This window comes from Gluconobacter cerinus (assembly GCF_025961355.1).
GTDB lineage: Bacteria > Pseudomonadota > Alphaproteobacteria > Acetobacterales > Acetobacteraceae > Gluconobacter > Gluconobacter cerinus.
The window spans coordinates 883,611-906,327 of the sequence record NZ_JAOQNM010000001.1; the positions used below are offsets into that span (position 1 = coordinate 883,611).

Genomic DNA, 22,717 nt, shown 5'->3' on the forward strand with positions numbered 1-22,717 from the left:
AAAAATCCGTTCAGGTTGGCGTATGACCGCATGCGGTCTAGAATTGACCCATTATGCAGATCACGCGCGGCTGGCCCAGATCAATTCCGGTTTTTTCGCACTCGCTTCGCGCGGGTCTCTCGGCACTTCTGCTGGCGGGAACCCTCCTACCCTCAGCATTTGCGGCCCCTCCTCCGGAAACAATGCCCGCTATTGATCCTGGGAAATCCCTGACCGGCTGGCTGCTGGCGTCGAGTGTCATGATGCAACGCGGTGAGATCGACGCTGCCTATAACGCGCTTTCACATGTCCTGACGTTATCTTCCCGCGATCTGAAGCTGCGCGAAGATGCTCTGCGCTACGCTGCCATGACCGGACATGAAGATGAGGCTGTGACGTTCGCCAAAACGCTTCCCGCCAGCGATATTGCTACCCTCGTCCTTGCCCAGAACGCGGTTACTCGGAAATCCTGGACGGAAATGCGCCAGACGCTGAGCCGCAACAATCATCGAGGCCCTCTGGTCTCTGTTGCAACGCCAGTTCTTCTTGCATGGGCGCAGGCAGACGAAGGCCATGTCGAGCAGGCACTCTCCACCCTCAACGCCGCTGCAACCTTCGCCCCTACACGCCGCTTGTACCAATTCCATGCCGCGCTGATTGCGGAGCGACTGCCTTCTCAACATCAGGCGGAACTTCTCTATCAGAAGACTGGCAACAGCCCCGATGATCCGCTGACACTCCAGATTCTTTACGCCCAGATTTATGGTGGCTGGCTTGAAAATCAGGGCCAGCATAAGGCGGCACTTGATGCCGTAGCTGCACTGGGCGTGAGTTCCCCTCTTGCCTCCATGATCATTGGGCCACTTCAGCATAACCTGAAAAAACGACCTCCCCTTTCTCCCTCTCAAGGTGCGGCAATTCTAAACCTGCAACTTGCCCTGATGATTACGGACGTTATTCAGCAGGAAGGCATTCCTCACGATCCGGCCATCATCGCATTGCAACAGGCCCTCTATCTTGATCCTACCCTGACGGTTGCACGCATTTTCCTGGCCGATACTTTCCGTGATGGCAATCAGATCTCGAAGGGCCTCGAGACACTCAATTCGGTTTCCAGCACGGACTCTCTGACAGCGCTGGCTGCCCAAGAGCGAATCAATCTGGCCAGCCGCTCCCACGATCTTCCACTTCAGGCCGATGCGCTTCATCGCGCGCTGACCCTGCTTCCGGGTAACCCGCAATTTCTGGTTCAACTGGCTGAAGTTCAGGATCAGATGGGCCATCATGCCGAGGCGATCGATCTTTATACGAAAGCTCTCAAGGCCTCTCCTCCTCGAAAGGAGATTGCCTGGCCGATACTTCTCGGCCGCGCCATGGCTGCCCAGGAAAACGGAGACTGGGCCATGATGCAGGAAGATATGCACCATGCGCTGGAACTCGCCCCTGACCAGCCAGAAGTTCTTAACTTCGTCGGTTATGCCAGTATCGAACACGATATTGACCAAGACCACGCCCTGCAGTTGCTTAAGCGCGCGGTGGAACTCCAGCCTAACGATCCATCTATTCAGGACAGCTACGCCTGGGCCCTTCTCAAGGCCAAAGGTGACCTGAAAACTGCGCTACCCATTCTTATTCAAGCTGCGGAGCATGCCTCGAGTGACGCCGAAATCGGCTATCATCTGGGCGTTGCCTATTGGTATCTCGGTCGCCACACGGAGGCCCAGGATCAATGGAACCAGTCTCTGGATGACAATCCGCAGCCTCAGGATCGCACTCTCATTCTGAATGCCCTCCAGCAGGGCGGCCCACATCTCAAATCATTCGAACAGAACAAATGACCCGTCTTCAAGATACCGCCCACGCCAAAATCAATCTCTATCTGCATGTCACTGGGCGGCGGCCTGACGGGTATCATCTGCTCGACAGTCTCGCAGTCTTCGCCGGGGCAGCCGACACGATCAGTGTGGGAGAAAAGTGCGATCGGTTTTCTCTGTCCATTGAAGGACGATTTGGCAAAGGCCTTGAAGCCGACGACAGCAATCTCGTTCTTAAGGCCGCCCGTGCGCTTCAGGCAAAAAGCGGCTATCATGACGCATACCGGCTGACACTGAAAAAGGATCTACCTGTCGCATCAGGTATTGGCGGCGGCTCCGCTGATGCCGCGTGTACACTGCGCCTCCTTTCACGCGTCTGGAACGCAACAGAGTCCGATCTTTGCACACTTGCAGAGCCCCTTGGTGCCGACGTTCCCGTCTGCGTTCGCCAGCAAGCGACACGCATGGAAGGGATTGGGGAAATTCTGACCTCAGCACCAGACATGCCGAACGGCGGAATTCTGCTGATTAATCCAGGCGTTGGTGTGTCAACGCCCGATATCTTCCGCAGCTTTGCCGCAATGGGGGGTATCGTCCAGCGTACAAAACCGGTGCTCCCCAGCCAATGGGCATCAATGCGGGACCTTGTGGATCTATTACTGCAAACGGCGAATGATCTTCAGGCGCCCGCGATTACTCATGCCCCGGTTATTTCTGACGTTCTCACTGCGATTCAAAGTCAGTCGGATTGCCTTCTGTCGCGTATGAGCGGATCAGGCGCTACCTGCTTTGGCCTCTTCCCTACCCCACAAAAAGCCCGCGAAGCAGAAGAAGCTCTTACCCAAACGGCTACACGCTTGGGTTGGTGGACATGGAGTGGTCCATTCCATCAGAATTCTCCCGTTGGAACCCCCTGAAAAGAGGCGCTCGAGATGACTAGCAACCCGCGCATGCAGGTAACCCGCTCAGAAGACGGGCAAAAGATCATTCTCTCCTTTTTGGATGGAAGCGGCCTGACCGGTGACATTTCTCTGGACGAAGCCCAGTTGAACCAGTTGATTACCAGCTTGGGGATGGCACGCACCGCGCTACTGGAAAAGCGCCCGCCAGCGCCGATTGAAGGAGCGCGCTTTGCTCCCGTGTATAAAACAAATTGGGCTTTGCAGATTGATGCGCTGACCGAGGGGTCATTGCTGGCCTTTCAGCACCCTGCATATGGGCCCGTCGGTTTTGTTTTTACGCCTTCAGATGCGGAGCAGCTTTTACGCGGCCTCCAGAAGCATCGGACAATGGTTCACTCCCAACCTGGCGACGCTAGTCAGCCAAGCTGAGGGACACTTAGAATAGTTCTACATCCGCGGCAGTGAACGGAGCGACAGGCTGTCCTTTAAGCATCCCGCGAAGATGCTCCAGGGTCACTTGTTCAATTTCGTGACTAGCAATTGTCACACGCTGTACATCAGACTGCCTCGAAAGACGCAGGCAGAGCGCACTCATTTGCTCAAGCTCCTGCATCAGGACGTCCAGTCCCTGCAGAGAGCCAACCGCGTTTTGGCCGCAACCATCCAGCATGACGGTCTCAACATCTCTGCAGAAAGATGATGCCTGAGCCCACTGCTGTGCCATTCCTTGAAACAAAACAGCGAGTTTGATCTGATCCACAGAGTTACGCTCCACAGATGGGACCGAATACTGCCTCGATCCGTGATTTTAGCGAGCTTGTGGTAAAAGGCTTAGCCAGAAAATTGTTTACTCCGGCTGAAATAGCCTGCTGTACCAGCTCCTTATTGGCCTGCCCCGTCAACATAATGAAACCCGTTTTTCCGATCGTAGACGACGCGCGCACAGCCTTTAACAGCTCCAGACCATCCATATCTGGCATATTGAAATCTGATATGATCAGGTGCGTCGGATTTGCATTCAGATGTTCAAGAGCTTCCAGCCCGTTACGGACGCCAGAAACTTTCACAAAGCCTAACTGAACAAGACTGTTCCTTAACAGAGAACGAATGGATGTCTGGTCATCCACAAGCAGAACAGACATGGAGGAAGCAGAAATCATTGATAAGTTTCCATTTTGTGGGGATCGGCCAGCCGAAGAATAGCAGCGCCTATTTCAGGTAAGGGGAGTTGCGTCTCTACAGCGCCACACTCAAATGCGGCTCTGGGCATGCCATAGATGACTGAAGTCTGTTGATCCTGCCCGATTGTCTTGGCCCCGGCCTCTCGCATGGCCAGTAGCCCTCGCGCACCATCAGCTTCCATCCCGGTCAAAATAACGCCAACAGCTCGGGAGCCAGCTGATCTAGCGACAGAGAGAAAAAGCGCATCCACCGAAGGTCTATGGCCATTCACTGTCGGCCGCGGCACCAAATGGCAGATGTAAGACGCAGTGTTTTCATCATAAGCAATTTCCGTGTGCGCCTCGCCTCCAGGCGCAATCAAAATTTGCCCCCGTTCAAGGCGACAAAAATCGGTCACAAGGTTAACCTGAGGGCGGGAAATTGAGTTTAAACGCCGAGAAAAATTCTCAGAAAACTGCCTCGGCATGTGCTGCACAATTACAGTGGGTGGGCAATCAACAGGAAAGCTTTGCAAAACCTCGGAAAGAGCCTCTACACCACCTGTAGATGCACCGATTGCCACGATGGCATCGCTTACGTCTTTTTTCACTGAGTGGGTCGCCGTTCGCGATAAAGAAGCTTGAACCACAGCTTCTCCAAGCCCCGCAAACGCGTCCTCGCCTTGCAAAGTAGGCATTTTAGAAAAGCAGCTTACAGCGCCCATCTGCCGAGCCCGTTCTGTAATTTCCCCATGTGGAGATAAGAGGCTGGAAACCATAACAACCGGCATCGGGCGTAAACGCATGATCTTTTCAAGAAACTGCAGCCCATTCATCCCCGGCATTTCAACATCAAGTGTCAAAACATCTGGCTTCAGTCGGATAATCATATCCCTCGCCTCAAGAGGTGTAGTTGCAGTTCCAACTACCTGAATACGTTTGTCTCGCTTCAATGAAAGCGTTATGAGCGCCCGACTTGTAAGCGAATCATCTACAATCAAGACTGATACAGGTGAATGCCGTAAATAAGGGTCGAAAATTTTATGGTGCACTTGCATCACACAACTTTTTTGTAAGCGTTTATTCCAATAGGGCGGAGACCCAATTCTTCAAAATTAGTTATTCTCTCAGAGTGACCAATATAAATTTCACCCTTGATGTGAAGACGACTAGACAGCCTTCTCCACAAAAGATCAGTCGTTTTTTTATCAAAATAAATTGTGACATTCCTACAAAAAATTGCATGAAATTTCGCGTGAAAGGGCCACTCACCAATAATATTTAGTTTTTTAAATAAAACTAAATCCTTAATATTTCTTGAAAAATAGAATTCTTCCCCAGAAAAATCACAAAATTTATTAAATTTTTCTGAGAAATTTTTTGGAATATTATTTTTGAAATAGATGCCATCTTGAGCTCGCCTTATCATCTCCGGATCAATATCAGTACCTAGAATTTTTATTTTTTTTATATGCGAATAATTTACTGCTTCAGCTGCTGTCATTGCAGCAGAATAGGCTTCTTCTCCACTTGAACAGGCGGAAGACCAAATACGAATTCCTTCTTCTCTCATTATTTCCGCATGGAAATCACAGCATAATAATTTATGCAAATAATCAAAGTGATGTTTTTCTCTAAAAAATGACGTAACATTTGTTGTTAAAGCCGATATTATCTTGTCTTTTTCATATTCATCTTCCATAGATTCCATTAATTTAAAATAATCGTTTATATTTTTAGCATTAACCTCCCTAATTCTCCGAGAAATTGCTGATTGAATAGTATATTTTTTACTTTGATCAAGATGAATTCCAGATATTTTTTTTACAATTTTTGCGATAGTTAATAAATCTTTTTTACTTAGAAGTTTCTGATTATTAATCATTTATGCATTCTTTTATAAAAAACGACTCATTTATTTTAAATATATTCCTCTCATCAAAAGAAATAATCCCCTCTAAAATAGAGCAATTTTCATTAAAATTTATTCGTCGCAAATCCTCCTTATGGTAAGATAGTATTTCCAAAACATCATCGACAGAAAAGGCAATTATTTTATTATCCCCCTCCAAAATTATAATAGCTTTTTTTAAAATATTTTCATTATAACTATTAATTTTTTTACCAAAATTTATCAGCGGTATAACTGACCCACGAATATTTATAATACCTTCCACGAACTCTGGAGATTTTGGAATAATGGTTGATTTTATCCAATTTCTTATTTCTTTCACATAATATATATCTATAGAGTATTCTTGATTATTGGATAAAAAAACCAGACTTTTTGACATCTGTTAAATTCCAATTCCAGATAATTAGTTACAAAAAACTACCGATGCCAGAATCGACATCAATAATTAGCGCTACACTTCCATCTCCAAGAATAGTTGAAGATAAAAATCCGGATAGTTTTTTATAGTTTTTTTCTATTGATTTGATCACAAATTTTGATTGATCTATTAATTCATCCACAACTATAGCATAGTTCGATTTTTTCTCATTTTGCAAAACCAAACATATTGATAGATATTTTTTCTCTTTAATATTTATAGGTATTAATTCATTTCTGTATAAATATTTTAATTCATTTTCTGATATTTTTAATATTTTCTTTTCTTCCAATAAAAAGGCTTCAACAACATAATTTGTTGGAACAATAAATTTTTGATTTCCGGATTTAAATATTAAACCATCAATAATAGAAAGCGTCATAGGCAAGGAAATAGAGAATTTAGTTCCTTTTCCTTCTTCAGAGAAAACCGAAATATTTCCACCTATCTCAGATACAGTCTTCTTTACTACGTCCATCCCCACACCGCGACCAGACAATTCCGAAACAACATCAAGAGTAGAAAAACCTGGGGAAAAAATTAAATTTTGAATTTCTTCTTTTTCAAGATGAATTCCTGGCATGATAATTTTCTTAGAAATTGCCTTTTTATAAATTTTACTACAATTTAATCCGGATCCATCATCTTCTACTTCAATGATAAACCGTCCAGAACGAATAAAAGCTCTTAAGTATAAATTTCCTTCATTGTTTTTATTACTATTTTTTCTAATATTTGGTTCTTCTAGACCATGATCTATGGCATTTCGGATCAAATGCATTAAGGGCTCAGAAAGTTTTTCCAAGATTGATCGGTCAATCTCTGCTTCCTCACCTTCGATATGAAACACCACATGCTTTCCAGAAAGACGCGCTGCCTCTCTCACAATTCTGTTCGTACGCTGAAAAACAGCTTTAATGGGATGCGCACGCATTGCCATTACATTTTCTTGTAACTCTTGGGTAAGCTGATTCAATTCAGAAACTGCGATATCAAGTGACGATCCGGGAAAAACATTACTTGATTGCATCTGAGTCCGTATGGCTCCCTGGTTAATGACCAGCTCGCTTACTAAATCTACGAGTTTATCTACTCTGCATGTATCAATACGAATTGTAGAATGCTCTTTATTTTCGTATTGAGAAACTCGATTCACTAATGCAGGATCGACTAAACCATCATTTGAACTTTCATGCGTCGGGATGGGTAAAGGTTGTAATTCTAAATTATCTTTGGAGAAGGGAGATTCGATAAACTTGTAGCCAAGGTCTCCCCCTGACCACTCAAATATCTCTTCAATATTCTCCCTGGTTTCAGGTGTCCTCAGAATTATTTTCCATTTGAGATAGCATACATCTGCTTCAAAAGACGTCAGAGACGGAACTTCAGTAGCATCCAATTCAACCTCAATAATTCCTTTATTCTGTAAAAATACAAGAAAATTTATTGCATCGTCACCGTTCGAATAAAATGAATATTTCGGATTTATTTCAAAGAAGAACGTATTTTCTTTTTGATCTACGATATCTATTTTGACCGGCTGAAATTTAAATTCATTTATCTCTTCCGGTACCATGGAATTCAATATCAAATTTTGATCTGGATCGATTCCATCATTTAAATAATGGTTGAGATCAGCGTAGGTTTCATTCGAATCAGATAATGAAGTACCAAATCGATAAAATGAAACAATATCAGACAAAAAATCAGTCGCTTTTAAAAAAATTTCGACTGAACCTTGATCAATATCAAGTAGACCTGATCGAAATTTTTCCAGTACCTCCTCAAATAAATGAGCAAGACGTACCAGATTTTCCATTCCGAACGCTGCAGCTCCACCTTTAATAGAGTGAACTAAACGAAATATCGTATTTATTTTCGACAGCTTATCCGGGGACGCCCCGATGCTTCCGAGTTCGTCTTCAAGTACAGATAAGTGTTCCTCGCATTCTTGAAAAAAAACCTGACGAATTTCTTCCAAGCCATCTTGATCGTTCATGGTAACACTCGCTCAATAGTCTCAAGCAAGCGATCCGCAGTAAATGGCTTTAACAGCCATCCCGTGGCCCCAGATTCACGTCCTTTGTTGCGAATTTCTGGACTTCCCTCAGTCGTCAAAAAAAGAATTGGTACGTATTGCGTCTTAGGTCCGGATCGCAGCTTTTTAACAAGCTCTAAGCCATCCATTCGTGGCATATTCAGATCCGTAATAATAATATTCGGATCAAATACTTTTAGCTTTGCTAGCGCGTCCAATCCATCCTCTGCAGGACAGACATTATATCCAGCTTTCTCCAATATATTTCGCAGAATATCTCGGATCGTTCTAGAGTCATCAACAATCATTATATTCATTGGTTATTTTCCTTCTCGAGTAGGAAGGTGCCTCCCAACAATTCGAGAGCTTTCTGAAATTCAGCGGATGGGTTTTGAATAGAAAAACGGGCTTGGCGCCCATGAGCTGTTTTTTGAGCTGAGAGTAAAATTTCGAAACACCGTCCCCCCAGACGTTTGACAGCGCCACCATCCAAAACAATATCTGTCGCTTGGTCTCTAAGCTGCTGCAAAAAATGCTTTGCAAATGCAGTTCCCATATCTGCCGGGAGACAAAGCACTGTCATCATCGAAACTCCTCCCAGCCGTCATCAGAGGTCTGAAAATCATTCGTTGAAAATAAAGAGGTCGCGGGAACGATATTATGATCGACCTGCGCATGCACGGCTCCAAATACGTTCCGATCGCCGACATGAAAATGATGAACAATCTGCACCAATTCTCGCGCTTCTTTGCTGAGGTTATGGCTTGCAGCCGTCGCTTGCTCGACCATTGCTGCATTTTGCTGGGTATTCTGATCCATCTGGTTTACTGCCAGGCTAATTTCAGACAGATCGTTTGCCTGGCTTTGCGCAGCAGTCGCGATTTCTCCAATTAGCACGCTGATCTCACCCACATTTTCAACGATGGTCTTCATGGCAGCACCAGTTTCCTGAACAAGGACCGTGCCTTTGCTGACTTGCTGCGTGCTGGACGTAATAAGATTTTTGATATCTTTCGCAGCATTGGCCGATCTCTGAGCAAGAGCTCGTACCTCTGTGGCGACAACAGCAAACCCTCGTCCCGCATCTCCAGCCCGGGCTGCCTCTACGCCAGCGTTTAACGCCAGTAGGTTTGTCTGGAACGTAATATCATCGATAAGCCCCAGAATTTGCGCAATTTGTTTGGATGATTGCTGAATATCAAGCATTGCAGCCATTGCTGCTGCCATGACATCTCGAGAACTCTCGGCGCGCTCACGCGTCTGGGTCACCACAATACTGGCATGCATTGCCGCGTCTGCGGTTTTCTTGACCGTCTCCGTCACACTTCCAACGGACTGCGTCGTCTCTTCAAGCCGACTGACTTGCTGTTCCGTCCTATGAGCAAGGTCATCGGCGGCAGACGCAATTTCGGCAGATCCGGAAGAGATTGTTCCGACGCTATCATTCAGAGACATCAGAATTCTCTGAAGATCAGTCAGCGTCGCATTGAAATCTTGTCGAAGGCGCTCGTATTTTTCTGGGAAAGCCTCCTCCAGTTTCTGGTCAAGGCGACCTGCTTTGAGGTTCTTCAACGCAGCCCCAAGTACGTCTATCATCTCATCGCGCGAGCCCGCTTCGGCCATCGCTTCACTTTGGGAACGATTAGCTTCTTCCTGAGCGTTCTTTATGGACGCCTGAGCTTCGACAGCACGCTTTTGACTTCTCTCCAGATCAGTTTGCAGACCTAGCAAACGTTCATGCACGCCAGCGAGATCAGGAAAAGGGTTACCAGAAGAGAAGACATCCTGAACTGCCAGTTGAGACAAGCCGTACGACAGCCGCTTGACTGGAAGAAACACTTTCCAAAAGATCAGAATGTCGGAGAGAATTATGCCCAGAAAAACCAAAGCATCTGGCGCAAGGCAATTTAAAATTCCGTAGCCAGACATTTCTCGTACGCGCCAGTACGCTACTCCAAACAGCAGCATCATAGGAAACGCCAGAATTACGCACAGCAGCGGCAATGTGATGCCACTGCTCTCAGGGCGTACAGGCTCGCGCGAAAAGAACATTCCAGATCACCCTGTCAAAACAGAACCTGCCCCAAGTCCGCACGGCACGAGAGGCATGAAGGGCTGTTTTACCAGTGACTGATTTATACTCCGTTAACAGGGCTCTCAGAGATTACGGCTGCGAGGCTGTACTCTGACCCGCGTCTGCAGCAGGAATATCTTTATCATGTTGAGCGTAAAGATAATCATCCCGAGAGATCCAAACCCGGTAATGCTTCAGGAAGTCACTACCCAGAAGAACATCGCTTTCTGAAAGATCATCAACAACATCCAGTCTGATGTTTCTGAAAACAATGTCCCCAATTTCCAGCGTAGAAAAGAAATGTCGGTAGATTTTTATAGGGTCTCGCGTGACCCCATAGCCAGGCATGACGGGATCATTATTCAGCATAGCCTGAGTGACCCCTGCCCTTCGTGCTGCACTCATTGTCACCAGAGTTGAGGAAGCACCTGTATCCAGGATCGCCTCGGCTGGTTTGCCATTAATCTTGATCTGGAGCCTCGTTTTCAATCCATCTGTCGAAGAGTGGGTAACGGGAATTTTGTGGACTGTTCCGTCCCACCCTGGTGTCGGAAACGAACAGTCTTCCGTGCGAACCAACTGGACAACATGATCAGGCACATCGACGATGGTATCGTAGTTTGCCAGAAATTCCTGCCCGAACAGCCCAACGACAGGCAGACCATCAGCATGCCCCCCAAACTTCCCACCGGCAATGACCGCAAAATTCTTGGCGCTGGATGGCCCCATTTCCAGGCTCTTGATGCGAACAGCCTGAACGAGTTCGCTGCCGCCTACACCCGTCATGGTACCGACCGGCCCCATGACTTCCAGTCCAAATGGCGAGATATAGGCACTCCCGATTACAGAAGTCGTAGCCCCGGTATCGACTATAAGAGCCGCCGGATGCCCATTTATGCCGGCTCGGACAATCGGCGATCCAGACTCATTGATGATGGGCATGACGCCACTGATATACAGCTTGCAATTATGAGGCCCGGTAGGCGCGCAAGCCGATAGAACCCCTGAAAGGAGTCCAACGGCTCCCAATCGCTTCAACACCCGCATTACCGCACGTACCCAATCAAACGTTTCAAACAGTTACACTGTTCGCAGGTCACGTTTTTCCTGCAAGTCATTTTTTTTGTTCGAAAAAAGCATTTTTTTAAAAAACGCTCTTGCCACCCCCAGAGCACGCTGCTAAATCACCGCCACCGACCGAGAGGAAGCCAACACGGCCCCGAACGGACGGTCCAAAGATCGCCTAAAGCGATTTGCGGGTGTAGCTCAGTTGGTTAGAGCGCCGGCCTGTCACGCCGGAGGTCGCGGGTTCGAGCCCCGTCACTCGCGCCACTCTCCTTAAAGAGTGGCCACTAAATCCCCCCCCAAAAAATCTACAGTAAAAACGGGATTTTCCGTCTTTTAGCCTTTCAGTAATTAGCGTTACATTTGGCTACAAAGAGCCTTTAATTTCGTAAGAAATTCTTAACCTCCCAAGCAGAAACTCTAAGCATCCTCCCATCTTCTCAGGATGCACTTATGTCTTCCATTTCTGCTCTTGGTACTGCTTCCAATATGTCAGCGCTCTATGCCACAGCAACCGGCCAGAGCTCGAACGCGTCATCCTCCTCTTCTTCCGCCGAAGAGACAACCACGACGACAAACGCTGATGGCACTGTCACCACCACAGTTACAGATTCGTCCGGCAATATTATTTCTGAAAGCACAACAAGCAGCACGTCTGGAGCCACTGACAAAAGCAGGAGTCTGGATACGATGGCCTGAACCGGCTCACTCAGGCTGTGAGGTAAACCTCCAGAACCTCATCCGGAGGTCCATCCATCCGGATTTTCCCATTTTCCAGCCAGATAACCCGCGTACACCATTTCCGCATAATATCTGGCTGATGGGTTGAAATCACCAAGATATCCGCGTGCTCAACCATGGCTTCCAACCGTTCCCGTGCCTTGTTCATAAAGGCACCATCCCCGGCCAGGAACCATTCGTCCATGAGCAAAATCTGCGGTGTCATGGCTGTTGCCAAACCGAAAGCCAATCGAACCGTCATTCCTGAGCTATAGGCTTTGACGGGCATATCCATATAACTGCCCAGATCAGCAAATGCCTCGACATCCTGATCCAATTGCGCCGTCTGCTGCTTGGAAAGGCCACCGTGCAGCGCAAACAGGCGGATATTTTCGCGTCCTGTCAGCTCCACGTTCATGCCAAGGCTACTATCCAGCAATGTCCCGATTGAGCCTTCCAGGCGAACACGCCCGTGTACTGGCTCGTAAATACCCGCGAGCGAACGAAGAAGCGTCGTTTTGCCGGCACCATTTCGGCCGATCAGACCAAGCCGCTCACCCGGCGCGAGACTGAAGCTGATATCTTGTAAAACGCTAACAATAGTTCTCTCACGGCCATCCTGAACAAGATGCGCTGCCGGAGAACCAGGACGAAGACTGGATAACCTATCCCCTACATGCCGCTTCAATGAGCGACTTTGGCCATGGTAAAGGGGAAAATCGATCCGAAGCTGATCAACGACAATACTTGGCATTACATCAGATCCAGTATGGAATACGGGCACGCATACGACAGAACAATGCAGCAGCAGCGGCCCAAAGAAGGATGCCCTGTCCGATAGCAGCATACCAAAGAACGGGTCTGACCTCGTACCCCATGAGTGGGCCACGCATGACTTCAATAATGGGGTAAAAGGGATCGAGCAGTAGATATTGGCGCCCGGCGTAGATCAGATCCGGCTTCCAGATCACGGGTGTGACGAAAAAGAAGATCTGCAGAAGTGACGCCATGATCGGTGCAATATCCCGAAAGCGTGCCCCCAGCATACCAATCAGCAAAATGATCGAAAAACTGTCCAGAAGCCAGAGCGGGACGCTCAGAAGCAGGCTCCAGCTCTGCTTGGGCCAGATATGATAGATGCCAAACACAACGGCAATCACGACCACGTTGTGAAGCAGCATCAGCACGTTACGGACAATCAGTCGAATGACCGGCAGCGTGGCGGGAATTCTTCTGGCATGGAATAGCGACGTACTCTGAGTAAAAGCTGTTGCCGCATCATTAATGACGCCGCTGACATACCCCCACAATACAATCGAAAGCGACAGGAATGGCAGGTAATGCGGCAGATCCATATGGAAAAGATAGCCGTAGACCACCCCCATGGCTGCCGTCATGATTGCGGTCGAAAGTGTCAGCCAGAATGGCCCCAGCACTGACCCGCGATAACGAAGCTTGATGTCCAGCCAGCCAAGAGCAACAGCCAGTGGCAGCAGCCGAAAGCCGGCCTTCAGGTCATCCAATGCGGCCCGGATACGGCCGAATCCCTTCTGCGGAGCCAGATCGAGTATGGGAGTACGGGAGTTGCTGTCTTCCATGGGCTTCTCCCTACCATGAAAGACGTTTCTGCCCACCCCTGCGTGCCGTCGAAACGACTGTCCGCAGATAAAAGAATGTTTTCCCTTGCATCTGGCCGCGTCCTCGCCGAAATGCTGCGGTCATGTCTTATGCTGTGAAGGAAATGTTCGTCACCCTCCAGGGAGAGGGTGCGCAGACGGGTCGCGCCTCGGTATTCTGCCGGTTTGCCGGGTGCAACCTGTGGTCAGGCCGAGAGCAGGACCGTGAAACGGCAGCATGCCGCTTCTGCGACACGGATTTTATTGGAACCGACGGTGAAGGAGGCGGCCGCTTTCAGGACGCTGCCACTCTGGCGGATACGATCGAACAATGCTGGCAAAGCGTCGCTGATGCTTCGGGCCGCCGTTATGTTGTGTTCACGGGAGGAGAGCCACTTCTCCAACTGGATGCGGAACTGATTGCTGCCGTGAAGGCACGCGGGTTTGAGATTGCCGTTGAAACCAACGGAACAATCGCCGCACCGAACGGGATCGACTGGATCTGCGTCAGCCCCAAGCCGGGCGGCGCCCTGGTCCAGAAAAATGGCTCGGAACTCAAGCTCGTATATCCCCAGATCGAGCTTCCGCCCGAACTGTTCGACACGCTGTCTTTCCAGCACTTCTGGTTGCAGCCAATGGATGGACCTAACCGCCTGGAGAACACGCAGGCTGCTGTTGCATATTGTCTGGCACATCCGCGCTGGCGCCTTTCCCTGCAAACTCACAAGATGATCGGAATTCCATGAGCAACGCCGCCCTCGTCCTGTTTTCTGGCGGCCAGGATTCAGCAACCTGCCTCGCCTGGGCTCTGTCCCGTTTCGATCGTGTTGAGACGGTAGGTTACGCTTACGGACAACGACATCTTGTCGAGCTTGAGTGCCGTGACACCCTGCGCGCGCAGATGGCAGCCCATTCTGCAGAATGGAAAGCAAGGCTGGGTGAAGATCATACCATTGATCTGGCATCCCTTGGCGCCCTGTCCGAGACCGCTCTGACCCGAGAAGCCGAAATTGGCTTCAACGAAAGTGGTCTGCCCAATACCTTTGTGCCGGGTCGCAACCTGATCTTCCTGACATTCGCAGCCGCCTTGGCTTATCGTCGCAACGTCAAGCATATCGTTACGGGCGTCTGTGAAACCGATTATTCGGGCTACCCCGACTGCCGCGACGATACGATCAAAGCACTACAGGTTGCCCTGAACCTGGGCATGGACCAGCGCTTCGTGCTGCACACGCCCCTGATGTGGATCGACAAAGCCCAAACCTGGGATCTGACGGAAGAACTTGGCGGAAAAGCGCTCGTAGATCTTATCAATCAGGAGAGCCACTCCTGCTATATGGGAGATCGCACACATCAGCACGCCTGGGGTTATGGCTGCGGCACATGCCCGGCCTGTCAGCTCCGTGCTGAAGGATGGCGCCGTTATTGCGAGAGCAAAGCATGACCGCAGAACTCGTCTTTACGCGCCGTTTCTGCATGGGCCACAGGCTTATTACTGGCACCAGTGAGAAGTGTGCGGTTCCCCATGGGCATAATGAATATGTGAAGGTGACACTCCGGCCGGTTGAAGAGAAACGGCTGGATGGTCACCAGAACATGATTCTGCCATTCGCAGAGGCCAAAACCCGCTGGCATGACTTTGTGGATAACAGTCTCGACCATGCTTTGCAGCTATCGGAGCAAGACCCGTTGCTGGCATGGTTCCGGGATCACGAACCTGAACGCGCACGCAGGATCGTCGTCACGCCAGGCGACCCTACGACCGAAGTCATGACTGCCCTTCTGCTTGCCAAGCTGACAGCCATTCTGGCCGATCAGGGCGGAAAGCTTCGCGTTCATGAAATTGAGCTTGAAGAAACCCCGACCAACACGGTCAAGCTCAGCGGCGATCCCTCATTCTATCTTCCGCAAGTCGAGCGCGCTGCCCAAGCCTGCTGGTGGAACCGGGCAGACATGAGCATATCGGATCTTTAAAGCTTTTCAGCTTCGCAGAAGAGACAGGATCTCCATGCGGGCTGCATGGTCATGCTTCCAGGTTCCCCGGGCAATCATTGTAACCGTAGTGGAACCCGGCGAGCGTACACCGCGCATACTCATGCACATATGCTCGGCTTCAATCACAACGAGAACAGCTTCCGGCGCCAGCACATCTTCCATGGCCTGCGCGACCTGATCGGTCAGGCGCTCCTGCAACTGGGGACGTCGAGCAAAACCTTCCACAACGCGCGCCAGCTTACTAAGGCCAGTCAAACGCCCGCCTGCCGGCAGATAGGCCACATGCGCCTTACCGTGCACCGGAAGAAGGTGATGCTCACACATGGAATGGAAATGGATATCTTTGACGATAACAGCACCGTGGTGCTGGTCTGCTGAGAACTGCGTCTTCAGATGATCGCGCGGGTCTTCATACAGACCTTCGAACACTTCCAGATACATCTTTGCCACGCGCTGAGGCGTGTCATGTAAGCCCTCGCGTTCCGGATTTTCCCCGATCGCTTCCAGAATTGTACGAACTGCGCCCGCAATCCGCTCCTGCGCATCGGCAGGCCGAGACAAGCCTTCGAGCGGGCGCAGATCTTCATTGCTGGCTTTTGCAGCCGTGGCGTTCCGGTCAGTCATGTCGGGTTTCAGGCTCCTTCGTTCCCCGAAGCGGCACGATCCGGGTCACGCCGGGTCACATCTCCGCTGGTTCGAGGCAGGACTGCTAGCGCGTCCGCCACCCGACGTCCACCAATCACACGCTCTGCCGCTATTTCCGCCAGAGGTTCGAGAACAAACACCCGCTCAAACAGATGACGATGCGGCAGCGTCAAAATGCGGTCAGAAATACTGCATTCATCATAATGAAGAAGATCAATATCGATGGCCCGTGCGCCCCAGCGGACACCCGGCTGCCGACCCAACTCCCGCTCAATCCGCTTACAAATCGCCAGCACCGCATGAGGACGCAGCGTTGTCTGACCCGTTACACACAGATTGACGAATCCCGGCTGATCGATCCCACCCCACGGTGCACTATCGTACAGGGAGGAGACGCTCAGAAACTGCAAGCCACTCTCCAGAGACAGGCAATCTGTTGCGGCTGCCAGAATTGCCTCACGGTCCCCCAGATTGGCGCCCAGCGAGAACGCAACCTCATGAACCCGCTGGCGCTCAACTGTCGTCGAGGTTTCCGATACGGGATAGGGCACGGGTGCAGACGGCTTACGCACGGTCACAAGAACCTGCTCAACACGACCCAGACGCCTCAAAACCTCATCAGCAATCCGTCCCGCCAGGGCCTCTATCAGGCCCATGGGCTTTCCGGTCACGATGTCAGAAGCGATATCGCACAAAGTGCCGTAGCAGACGGCCTGAAGGTAGTCGTCTGTCTCGATAGCCCCTGAGAGATCTGCACGAATCTCGATATCAATGATGAAGCGTTGCCCGATCCGGTTCTCTTCCGGCAACACGCCATGATAACCGAACAGACAAAGATCCCGAACAAAGACGGCAGTCAGCGGGGCGGTAATCATTTACAGTCCTTCAGGATCTGGCGCATTGCCAGCGCGTCTGCATGCTCCCGAACGTCATGAACACGCAGAATGTCGGCGCCAGCGTCTGCACCGAAAAGATTCGCAGCCAGGGTTCCCGCCAGCCGTTCATCTACAGGACGGCCCAGAAGATATCCAAACATAGACTTCCGGGAGAGCCCCAGAAGGACCGGCAGACCATACTCCTGCTTCAGAATACCAAGAGAGGCCACGGCCTGGACGTTCTGATCCTGTGTTTTTCCAAAACCAATTCCCGGGTCCAGAATCAGGAAGTCTTTCTTTACCCCGGCCTTCTCAGCCAGATTGAGTGAATGATCAAAAAACCGGCGCCAGTCCGCCAATAGGTCCAGTTGATCATCGCAATCATGCCGGTTGTGCATAAGAACCGCCGAGGCTCCCCTGTCTGCCACCACGAACGCCATATCTGGATCGGCCTGAAAGCCCCAGACATCATTGATAACTCGTGCACCCGCCTGAAGAGATTTCCGAGCTACCACGGCTTTCGTTGTATCAACCGAGATTGGAATGCCCTCAGGCGCAAGACGGTTAATAATCGGCTCAAGCCGTGCCCATTCCTCATCGGCCGGCACTGAGCGAAAACCGGGTCGCGTTGACTCCGCCCCGATATCCAGAATGTCGGCACCATCAGTGAGCATGGACCAGGCGTGTGCCAGCGCTGTTTCCGGGGCCTGAAAATGACCGCCGTCAGAAAACGAATCCGGCGTAACATTCAGGATACCCATCAATAAGGGCTGTCTTCCTGAAGGGGAGCCAGAAAGACGTGAAGCGCTATTTTCAGACGGAAACAGAGAAAACAGTTTCGATATACCTTGGTGCAAGAAGAGCCGGGAAAGCCCAGCTTCTTCAACTGTAAGAGACCTGCATCGTAGTCCGCCAGCATGTGAACGGACAGTGGCGAAGTTTTCGCCTTTCTACATGGAAGACGATCTTCACGAGAACGCCTCCATGCTCATATGGCACTCAATTACGGCACTAATTGGGATCCGGAATTTAGGCTTTTCACATTCCCTGCGACGGCCCTTCCGGCACCGAAGAGCTTCTCTTAAGAATTCAGGATTTTCTAGCCTGCTCCAGGAAGGCTTCCATCTGCTCTTCATTAAGAGCACCTGGAGCAACGGCAGCCGAACCGAAAATAAACGTCGGCGTCCCGTCAAGATTGATGGCACGGCCCTGATCCAGATTGGTCGTGATCAGAGCGACAGTCGCAGGCGAGCTCATATCTGCTTTCAGGCGATCGGCATCCAGACCGTTTGCCTTCGCAAGCTCCGTGATCCGTTCCATGGTCGGCTTGGTGGTATCCGCCATCAGGGCCTGACGCATCACGTCATATTTCCCCTGCGCGCTGGCAGCGAAAATGGCCCGGCTATCCAGCACGCTGCCGCTTCCCAGAACTGGAATAACCTTTTCAACCAGACGGACATCCGGATGACGGGCCAGAAAACGATCAACTTCCGGCATCATGGCCCGGCAATATGAGCAGCGCGGATCAAAGAATTCCACCACGGTAATTTTTCCGTGCGGATTACCGCGAACAGCATAGTCAGGAGCCGTCTGCAGGTCATGCAGATGCGTTTTTACAGCCTCAAGAGCCGAATCCTGCTTCTGCTGCTCCGCTTTCTCTCGCAGGGAGCGGATGGCATCCGTCAGAATGGAAGGATCTTCTTTCAGAGCCTGCCGAAGGATCTGAACCACTTCGGCACGCTGTGCAGGCGTAAAGTTTTCTGAGGGGCTTCCCGAAGCGGCCATCGCAGCATTCCCGTAGGAAGAAAGCGCAGCAAAAACGGCGAAAACCGTTGCGGACAGGCGATGTTTCACAGAAGGCTCCGGATTGCAGAAGACGCGGCACCGTAACTGTCCGCGGCCATTAATGAAAGACTGTCACAAAGAGAAGCGACCAAGACCTCTCCCACAACAGAGGGATTACCGTTATGACTGAGCAAACTGAATGTGAGGTCTCTCCCGAATGGGGAGCATCTCACTTGCCGGACCCGAGACCAGATAGTGGAGAAACGCCAGGTGGCGCACCGTCGAAACCAGATTTCCCTCCGCGGCTCCCGTAAGGCAGGCCGCGTGTCGTTCCACCTTCTGGCTTCGGTAGCCTCAGGGCTCCTGCTGACTGCCTGCTCAAGCATTCCTGGCTTCACGTCCCTCGTGGGCACAGCTCCTGCCCCGGCTCTCACAGGCAGCATCGGCACAGTGGTCGCTGACGAACCACAGGCAGCACTTGTTGGCCACGATGTTCTGGCACGCAAAGGCAATGCTGCAGACGCCGCAGTGGCCACAGCCATTGCCCTTGGTGTGACCCTTCCCTCCCGCGCGTCGCTGGGCGGTGGAGGCGCATGCCTCATATCCCAGCCCGGCGCCCCTGCGCAGAGCGTCAGTTTCCTCCCTGCTGCTGGTAGCAGTGCAGGTGGCAATCGCCCGGCATCCACGCCTGCCACGCTTCGCGGCCTGTTCCTGATCCAGCACCATTATGGCTCGGTTGAATTCAACGACCTGATCGCCCCCTCGATGAACCTTGCCAGCAACGGCATTACCGTGAGCCGGGCCCTTGCCTCTGATCTTGCGGTCGTACGCACTGCCCTTCTGGCTGACGAAAATGCACGGGCGATCTTCGGTCGTGGCGAAGCTGGAACCCTGACTTCTGGGGATACTTTGATCCAGCCTCGTCTGGCTGGCTTTCTGGAGCGTGTTCGTTCAGCAGGTGTTGGCGATTTGTATAACGGTGCCTTGGCGGACGTTTACAGCACAGCCGCTCAAAAAGCTGGTGGGGGCCTCAACACCAGCGATCTACGCAGAACCCTGCCGGTCGAGACGGTTGCTCTTACCACACAAGCCAACGGCATCAGCGCTTCGTTCCTTGCCCCACCCGCTGATGGCGGCCTTGGCGCAGCCATTCGCTATACGACCGGTTCATCTGCTCAGGGCGCTGTCAGCGCCTGGCGCGCTTCGGGCGCAACGGATGTCGCTGCCGCACAGGCAGCTCTGGATAACGGCAAGACAGGAGGTAGCGCTCTTCCCGCACTTCCAGCCTCCACATCCTTTGTCGTCACGGACCGTAATGGCATGGCCGTTGCCTGCAGCCTGAGCGAGAACAATCTGTTTGGAACAGGTCGTATCGCTGGCAGCACGGGCATCGTACTTGGTGCATCTCCCGCCGCGACACCTCGCCCCCTTCTCGCAGCGGCAATTCTAAGAGACCGTCGCGGATTGAAGGCTGCGATTGCGGCGTCTGGCCAGAATGACGCTGCGGATGCTGTAGGCGATGCGGCACGGGCTGCAACTCAGGGGGCAGAAATTGCCCATTCCGGCGGAGGTCGCGTCAACGCAGTAACGTGCACTGACGGCAATAACTGCCACGGAAACACCGATCCGCGCGGCGCAGGCCTTGCCGCCGGAACAACGAACTGATTACCCGGTAAAGCTTCTTACAAGGCCCCCCGCCACCAGTGACCAGCCATCGACGATCACAAAGAAGATCAGTTTGAAGGGCAAAGACACTGTGCTGGGGGGGAGCATCATCATGCCAAGGCTCATCAAGACACTCGAAACAACGAGATCGATGACGAGGAATGGCAGATACAGCAGAAATCCCATTTCAAAACCGCGCCGCAGCTCTCCAATCATGAAAGCCGGCACCAGAACACGCCACGGTGTGTCCTCAATTTTTTGAGGCGGCTTTTCATGGGCAATGTCCAGAAAGGTTGAAATGTCTGCAGGCCGTGCCGTAGCGGCCATGAAATCATGAAAAGGCTGCGCAGACCGGCTTAACCCTTCCATCTCACCAACCTGCCCCGCCATCATGGGAGCAATGCCTGTATCCCAGGATTTCTGAAGCGTTGGCTGCATCACAAATAACGTCAGAAAAAGCGCCAACCCGATCAGAACGGTGTTCGGCGGCGTGCCCTGCGCGCCGAGTGCGCTTCTCAGCAGCGACAACACAATTACAATCCGCGTAAAGGCTGTCACCATCACCAGAAGACTGGGGGCAAGCGACAAAACGGTAATGAGGGCACTGAGCTGCACCAGCCTGCTGGTCGTTCCAGCCCCGCCAGACTGCCCCAGATCAATACTGACGGCCTGAGCATATGACAGATGCGGACACAACAGACAGAGCAGGAGCACAAACAGGAGAAGGCAGGACTTCACGAAGCCGCCTCCAGCGCTGCAGCAAAACCGGTTCTGTCATCATGCCATTCCAGCAGCACGTCCTGACTGCCACCAGTCAAAACCAGAACTTCGCGGCTACCGTACCGTATGACTGAAAGTCGCCGGGTACGATCCAAGGCCATCTGTCCCACAAGAGACAACCCGGCACCGGACTTTCCATGCCCTCCCTGGCGAGAGCGGACGGCCTTCAGCAAAGGCTTCAGACCGACAAGAAGCACTATTATGAACATTAACGCCGAACAGGCAGTTAAACCGTCATGGAGGGTCATGGCACCGTATTTCCTTCAGTTTGGAAAAGAGTGCCGGACAAAGATTAATAGACGCCTAATAGCGGCTGGAATTCTGCTCATCACGCCCCCGATTATTATCGGAGGCCGGAGAATCATGGATGGTATCAACCATTCATTAAGTACTTTCCGCCATGATCAACTCTATCGGGCCGAAACAGGGTTCTGCATGGAAGGAAACTGCAGCAATGCGCAACACGGACACCACAGCGACCAGTGGCACAAACCTGTTTGCCCTTGGTCAGGACCGTCTGAACTGGCTTCAGGCGCGTCAGCAGGTTCTTGCAGGTAACATCGCCAATGCGGATACCCCTAATTACACGCCCAAGGATGTCTCCCCTTTTGAAGCGGCATTAAGCCAGTTCGAGATCACGCCCACGGCGACGCAGCCTCAACATATCGGCTCATCAGCCTCCGTCACGCATGTGCAAGACGTTGAAACCGAGCAGTCTCTGGATGGCAACCAGGTTTCCCTCGATCAGCAGATGGAACAGGTGGCAGACGTGAGCGACCAGCAGCATCTCGCAGTCAATATCTACGGAAAATACATGAGCATGTTTCAGACAGTTCTCGGCAAATAAGGGGAGCTGACCCATGAACCTCTCCAACACCATCGGCATTTCTGCCAGCGGGATGGATGCTCAGGCCCAGCGCCTGCGGATTGTGGCCGAAAACCTTGCCAACCAAGACACGACAGGCTCCACACCCGGCGCGGATCCCTACCGACGAAAAACCATCACCTTCGCAGAACACGTGGACAACGACACTGATCGTTCCACCGTCGATGTGCAGGAAATCGGCCGGGACATGTCTGACTTCCAGACGAAGTATGACCCGTCTCATCCAGCGGCCAATGCACAGGGCTATGTGAAAATTTCCAACGTGGATTCAATGGTGGAGATGATGGACATGCGCGAAGCCGAACGCTCGTACGAAGCCAACCTCAACACCATGCAAAGCACCCGTACCATGCTGTCCCGCACACTGGACCTGTTGAAATAACTT

At 51.3% G+C, this 22,717-nt stretch carries 28 protein-coding genes and 1 tRNA gene; 11 read left to right on the plus strand and 18 right to left on the minus strand.

Annotated elements, in window-relative coordinates; genetic code table 11:
• Positions 1–53 precede the first annotated feature (53 nt).
• From M2305_RS04095 to M2305_RS04105, 3 genes are read left to right on the plus strand one after another with little or no spacing between them, the layout of a single operon-like run.
• Positions 54–1,817 carry a tetratricopeptide repeat protein gene (locus M2305_RS04095; protein WP_264648638.1) on the plus strand — a complete coding sequence of 588 codons (1,764 nt, stop codon included), beginning with the start codon at positions 54–56 and terminating at the stop codon, positions 1,815–1,817.
• Positions 1,814–2,710, plus strand: coding sequence for a 4-(cytidine 5'-diphospho)-2-C-methyl-D-erythritol kinase (locus M2305_RS04100; protein WP_264648639.1), 897 nt, complete (start codon positions 1,814–1,816; stop codon positions 2,708–2,710). Before M2305_RS04095 ends, M2305_RS04100 begins: the two co-directional genes overlap by 4 nt.
• A gap of 33 nt (positions 2,711–2,743) precedes the next feature.
• A complete protein-coding gene (locus tag M2305_RS04105) occupies positions 2,744–3,124 on the plus strand; it encodes a hypothetical protein (protein WP_046900046.1) in 381 nt (126 codons plus the stop codon).
• 7 nt (positions 3,125–3,131) lie between these two features.
• Here M2305_RS04105 and M2305_RS04110 read toward each other — a convergent pair whose 3' ends face one another.
• The 10 genes from M2305_RS04110 to M2305_RS04155 form a co-directional block, all read right to left on the minus strand.
• Positions 3,132–3,455 carry a hypothetical protein gene (locus M2305_RS04110; protein WP_264648640.1) on the minus strand — a complete coding sequence of 108 codons (324 nt, stop codon included), beginning with the start codon at positions 3,453–3,455 and terminating at the stop codon, positions 3,132–3,134.
• A gap of 4 nt (positions 3,456–3,459) precedes the next feature.
• Entirely contained in the window at positions 3,460–3,855 is a 396-nt protein-coding gene (locus M2305_RS04115) for a response regulator (RefSeq protein ID WP_046900048.1), read from the minus strand.
• Complete coding sequence (locus tag M2305_RS04120; RefSeq protein WP_264648641.1) at positions 3,852–4,913, minus strand: protein-glutamate methylesterase/protein-glutamine glutaminase; 1,062 nt, start codon at positions 4,911–4,913, stop codon at positions 3,852–3,854. The genes M2305_RS04115 and M2305_RS04120 overlap by 4 nt, the downstream gene beginning before the upstream one ends.
• On the minus strand, positions 4,913–5,740 hold the full coding sequence (locus M2305_RS04125; RefSeq protein ID WP_264648642.1) for a CheR family methyltransferase: 828 nt from the start codon (positions 5,738–5,740) through the stop codon (positions 4,913–4,915). The genes M2305_RS04120 and M2305_RS04125 overlap by 1 nt, the downstream gene beginning before the upstream one ends.
• Positions 5,733–6,149 (minus strand): chemotaxis protein CheW, encoded by a 417-nt coding sequence (locus M2305_RS04130; protein ID WP_264648643.1) that lies wholly within the window; start codon positions 6,147–6,149, stop codon positions 5,733–5,735. The genes M2305_RS04125 and M2305_RS04130 overlap by 8 nt, the downstream gene beginning before the upstream one ends.
• A 28-nt stretch (positions 6,150–6,177) precedes the next feature.
• The gene (locus M2305_RS04135) at positions 6,178–8,187 is read right to left on the minus strand and encodes a chemotaxis protein CheA (protein WP_264648644.1); all 2,010 of its coding nucleotides are present in this window, start codon (positions 8,185–8,187) and stop codon (positions 6,178–6,180) included.
• The gene (locus M2305_RS04140) at positions 8,184–8,543 is read right to left on the minus strand and encodes a response regulator (protein ID WP_264648645.1); all 360 of its coding nucleotides are present in this window, start codon (positions 8,541–8,543) and stop codon (positions 8,184–8,186) included. Before M2305_RS04140 ends, M2305_RS04135 begins: the two co-directional genes overlap by 4 nt.
• On the minus strand, positions 8,540–8,812 hold the full coding sequence (locus M2305_RS04145) for an STAS domain-containing protein (protein ID WP_264648646.1): 273 nt from the start codon (positions 8,810–8,812) through the stop codon (positions 8,540–8,542). Before M2305_RS04145 ends, M2305_RS04140 begins: the two co-directional genes overlap by 4 nt.
• A complete protein-coding gene (locus M2305_RS04150) occupies positions 8,809–10,278 on the minus strand; it encodes a methyl-accepting chemotaxis protein (protein WP_264648647.1) in 1,470 nt (489 codons plus the stop codon). Before M2305_RS04150 ends, M2305_RS04145 begins: the two co-directional genes overlap by 4 nt.
• A 112-nt stretch (positions 10,279–10,390) precedes the next feature.
• A complete protein-coding gene (locus M2305_RS04155) occupies positions 10,391–11,242 on the minus strand; it encodes a retroviral-like aspartic protease family protein (RefSeq protein ID WP_235271721.1) in 852 nt (283 codons plus the stop codon).
• A gap of 313 nt (positions 11,243–11,555) precedes the next feature.
• Here M2305_RS04155 and M2305_RS04160 point away from each other — a divergent pair.
• Both M2305_RS04160 and M2305_RS04165 read left to right on the plus strand, forming a co-directional pair.
• Positions 11,556–11,632: transfer RNA gene (locus M2305_RS04160), tRNA-Asp, on the plus strand.
• A gap of 186 nt (positions 11,633–11,818) precedes the next feature.
• Complete coding sequence (locus M2305_RS04165) at positions 11,819–12,064, plus strand: hypothetical protein (protein ID WP_211495908.1); 246 nt, start codon at positions 11,819–11,821, stop codon at positions 12,062–12,064.
• Positions 12,065–12,074: 10 nt separating this feature from the next.
• Here M2305_RS04165 and M2305_RS04170 read toward each other — a convergent pair whose 3' ends face one another.
• Positions 12,075–12,839 carry an ABC transporter ATP-binding protein gene (locus tag M2305_RS04170; RefSeq protein WP_046900056.1) on the minus strand — a complete coding sequence of 255 codons (765 nt, stop codon included), beginning with the start codon at positions 12,837–12,839 and terminating at the stop codon, positions 12,075–12,077.
• A 4-nt stretch (positions 12,840–12,843) separates the two neighbouring features.
• The gene (locus M2305_RS04175) at positions 12,844–13,683 is read right to left on the minus strand and encodes an ABC transporter permease (RefSeq protein ID WP_046900057.1); all 840 of its coding nucleotides are present in this window, start codon (positions 13,681–13,683) and stop codon (positions 12,844–12,846) included.
• 122 nt (positions 13,684–13,805) lie between these two features.
• Here M2305_RS04175 and queE point away from each other — a divergent pair, with 122 nt between their 5' ends.
• From queE to M2305_RS04190, 3 genes are read left to right on the plus strand one after another with little or no spacing between them, the layout of a single operon-like run.
• Positions 13,806–14,447: a 7-carboxy-7-deazaguanine synthase gene (queE, locus tag M2305_RS04180; RefSeq protein WP_211498841.1), complete on the plus strand. Its 642-nt coding sequence runs from the start codon at positions 13,806–13,808 to the stop codon at positions 14,445–14,447.
• The gene (queC, locus tag M2305_RS04185; protein ID WP_064273714.1) at positions 14,444–15,145 is read left to right on the plus strand and encodes a 7-cyano-7-deazaguanine synthase QueC; all 702 of its coding nucleotides are present in this window, start codon (positions 14,444–14,446) and stop codon (positions 15,143–15,145) included. The genes queE and queC overlap by 4 nt, the downstream gene beginning before the upstream one ends.
• Positions 15,142–15,675: a 6-pyruvoyl trahydropterin synthase family protein gene (locus tag M2305_RS04190; protein WP_211495904.1), complete on the plus strand. Its 534-nt coding sequence runs from the start codon at positions 15,142–15,144 to the stop codon at positions 15,673–15,675. Before queC ends, M2305_RS04190 begins: the two co-directional genes overlap by 4 nt.
• A 6-nt stretch (positions 15,676–15,681) precedes the next feature.
• Here the strand turns inward: M2305_RS04190 and folE are convergent, their stop codons facing one another.
• From folE to M2305_RS04210, 4 genes are all read right to left on the minus strand, one after another.
• On the minus strand, positions 15,682–16,320 hold the full coding sequence (gene folE, locus M2305_RS04195) for a GTP cyclohydrolase I FolE (RefSeq protein WP_046900061.1): 639 nt from the start codon (positions 16,318–16,320) through the stop codon (positions 15,682–15,684).
• Positions 16,321–16,328: 8 nt separating this feature from the next.
• Positions 16,329–17,216 (minus strand): 2-amino-4-hydroxy-6-hydroxymethyldihydropteridine diphosphokinase, encoded by an 888-nt coding sequence (folK, locus tag M2305_RS04200; RefSeq protein ID WP_264648648.1) that lies wholly within the window; start codon positions 17,214–17,216, stop codon positions 16,329–16,331.
• Positions 17,213–17,977 (minus strand): dihydropteroate synthase, encoded by a 765-nt coding sequence (gene folP / locus M2305_RS04205; protein WP_264648649.1) that lies wholly within the window; start codon positions 17,975–17,977, stop codon positions 17,213–17,215. Before folP ends, folK begins: the two co-directional genes overlap by 4 nt.
• A gap of 328 nt (positions 17,978–18,305) precedes the next feature.
• On the minus strand, positions 18,306–19,070 hold the full coding sequence (locus tag M2305_RS04210) for a DsbA family protein (protein ID WP_167386101.1): 765 nt from the start codon (positions 19,068–19,070) through the stop codon (positions 18,306–18,308).
• 201 nt (positions 19,071–19,271) lie between these two features.
• Here M2305_RS04210 and M2305_RS04215 point away from each other — a divergent pair, with 201 nt between their 5' ends.
• Positions 19,272–20,666 (plus strand): gamma-glutamyltransferase, encoded by a 1,395-nt coding sequence (locus tag M2305_RS04215; protein ID WP_264648650.1) that lies wholly within the window; start codon positions 19,272–19,274, stop codon positions 20,664–20,666.
• Here M2305_RS04215 and fliP read toward each other — a convergent pair whose 3' ends face one another.
• Positions 20,667–21,404 (minus strand): flagellar type III secretion system pore protein FliP, encoded by a 738-nt coding sequence (gene fliP, locus M2305_RS04220; protein ID WP_264648651.1) that lies wholly within the window; start codon positions 21,402–21,404, stop codon positions 20,667–20,669.
• Positions 21,401–21,694: a flagellar biosynthetic protein FliO gene (locus tag M2305_RS04225; RefSeq protein WP_264648652.1), complete on the minus strand. Its 294-nt coding sequence runs from the start codon at positions 21,692–21,694 to the stop codon at positions 21,401–21,403. Before M2305_RS04225 ends, fliP begins: the two co-directional genes overlap by 4 nt.
• Before the next feature lie 206 nt (positions 21,695–21,900).
• Between M2305_RS04225 and flgB the strand changes: the two genes are divergently transcribed.
• Together flgB and flgC are read left to right on the plus strand one after the other, a co-directional pair.
• Positions 21,901–22,293 (plus strand): flagellar basal body rod protein FlgB, encoded by a 393-nt coding sequence (gene flgB, locus M2305_RS04230; protein WP_264648653.1) that lies wholly within the window; start codon positions 21,901–21,903, stop codon positions 22,291–22,293.
• Positions 22,294–22,306: 13 nt separating this feature from the next.
• Positions 22,307–22,714, plus strand: coding sequence for a flagellar basal body rod protein FlgC (flgC, locus tag M2305_RS04235; RefSeq protein WP_046900069.1), 408 nt, complete (start codon positions 22,307–22,309; stop codon positions 22,712–22,714).
• Positions 22,715–22,717 lie beyond the last annotated feature (3 nt).

What these genes read in the sequence shown, in the direction of transcription:
- M2305_RS04165 (WP_211495908.1), top strand. Translation starts at nt 11,819, where the DNA reads ATGTCTTCCATTTCTGCTCTTGGTACTGCTTCCAATATGTCAGCGCTC.
- M2305_RS04150 (WP_264648647.1), bottom strand. Translation starts at nt 10,278, where the DNA reads ATGTTCTTTTCGCGCGAGCCTGTACGCCCTGAGAGCAGTGGCATCACA.
- M2305_RS04170 (WP_046900056.1), bottom strand. Translation starts at nt 12,839, where the DNA reads ATGCCAAGTATTGTCGTTGATCAGCTTCGGATCGATTTTCCCCTTTAC.
- M2305_RS04115 (WP_046900048.1), bottom strand. Translation starts at nt 3,855, where the DNA reads ATGATTTCTGCTTCCTCCATGTCTGTTCTGCTTGTGGATGACCAGACA.
- M2305_RS04105 (WP_046900046.1), top strand. Translation starts at nt 2,744, where the DNA reads ATGCAGGTAACCCGCTCAGAAGACGGGCAAAAGATCATTCTCTCCTTT.
- flgB (WP_264648653.1), top strand. Translation starts at nt 21,901, where the DNA reads ATGCGCAACACGGACACCACAGCGACCAGTGGCACAAACCTGTTTGCC.
- M2305_RS04135 (WP_264648644.1), bottom strand. Translation starts at nt 8,187, where the DNA reads ATGAACGATCAAGATGGCTTGGAAGAAATTCGTCAGGTTTTTTTTCAA.
- folP (WP_264648649.1), bottom strand. Translation starts at nt 17,977, where the DNA reads ATGGGTATCCTGAATGTTACGCCGGATTCGTTTTCTGACGGCGGTCAT.
- M2305_RS04225 (WP_264648652.1), bottom strand. Translation starts at nt 21,694, where the DNA reads ATGACCCTCCATGACGGTTTAACTGCCTGTTCGGCGTTAATGTTCATA.
- M2305_RS04130 (WP_264648643.1), bottom strand. Translation starts at nt 6,149, where the DNA reads ATGTCAAAAAGTCTGGTTTTTTTATCCAATAATCAAGAATACTCTATA.
- queC (WP_064273714.1), top strand. Translation starts at nt 14,444, where the DNA reads ATGAGCAACGCCGCCCTCGTCCTGTTTTCTGGCGGCCAGGATTCAGCA.
- folK (WP_264648648.1), bottom strand. Translation starts at nt 17,216, where the DNA reads ATGATTACCGCCCCGCTGACTGCCGTCTTTGTTCGGGATCTTTGTCTG.
- M2305_RS04100 (WP_264648639.1), top strand. Translation starts at nt 1,814, where the DNA reads ATGACCCGTCTTCAAGATACCGCCCACGCCAAAATCAATCTCTATCTG.
- queE (WP_211498841.1), top strand. Translation starts at nt 13,806, where the DNA reads ATGTCTTATGCTGTGAAGGAAATGTTCGTCACCCTCCAGGGAGAGGGT.
- M2305_RS04120 (WP_264648641.1), bottom strand. Translation starts at nt 4,913, where the DNA reads ATGCAAGTGCACCATAAAATTTTCGACCCTTATTTACGGCATTCACCT.
- M2305_RS04095 (WP_264648638.1), top strand. Translation starts at nt 54, where the DNA reads ATGCAGATCACGCGCGGCTGGCCCAGATCAATTCCGGTTTTTTCGCAC.
- M2305_RS04125 (WP_264648642.1), bottom strand. Translation starts at nt 5,740, where the DNA reads ATGATTAATAATCAGAAACTTCTAAGTAAAAAAGATTTATTAACTATC.
- folE (WP_046900061.1), bottom strand. Translation starts at nt 16,320, where the DNA reads ATGACTGACCGGAACGCCACGGCTGCAAAAGCCAGCAATGAAGATCTG.
- M2305_RS04145 (WP_264648646.1), bottom strand. Translation starts at nt 8,812, where the DNA reads ATGATGACAGTGCTTTGTCTCCCGGCAGATATGGGAACTGCATTTGCA.
- M2305_RS04190 (WP_211495904.1), top strand. Translation starts at nt 15,142, where the DNA reads ATGACCGCAGAACTCGTCTTTACGCGCCGTTTCTGCATGGGCCACAGG.
- M2305_RS04155 (WP_235271721.1), bottom strand. Translation starts at nt 11,242, where the DNA reads ATGCCCATCATCAATGAGTCTGGATCGCCGATTGTCCGAGCCGGCATA.
- flgC (WP_046900069.1), top strand. Translation starts at nt 22,307, where the DNA reads ATGAACCTCTCCAACACCATCGGCATTTCTGCCAGCGGGATGGATGCT.
- M2305_RS04175 (WP_046900057.1), bottom strand. Translation starts at nt 13,683, where the DNA reads ATGGAAGACAGCAACTCCCGTACTCCCATACTCGATCTGGCTCCGCAG.
- M2305_RS04140 (WP_264648645.1), bottom strand. Translation starts at nt 8,543, where the DNA reads ATGAATATAATGATTGTTGATGACTCTAGAACGATCCGAGATATTCTG.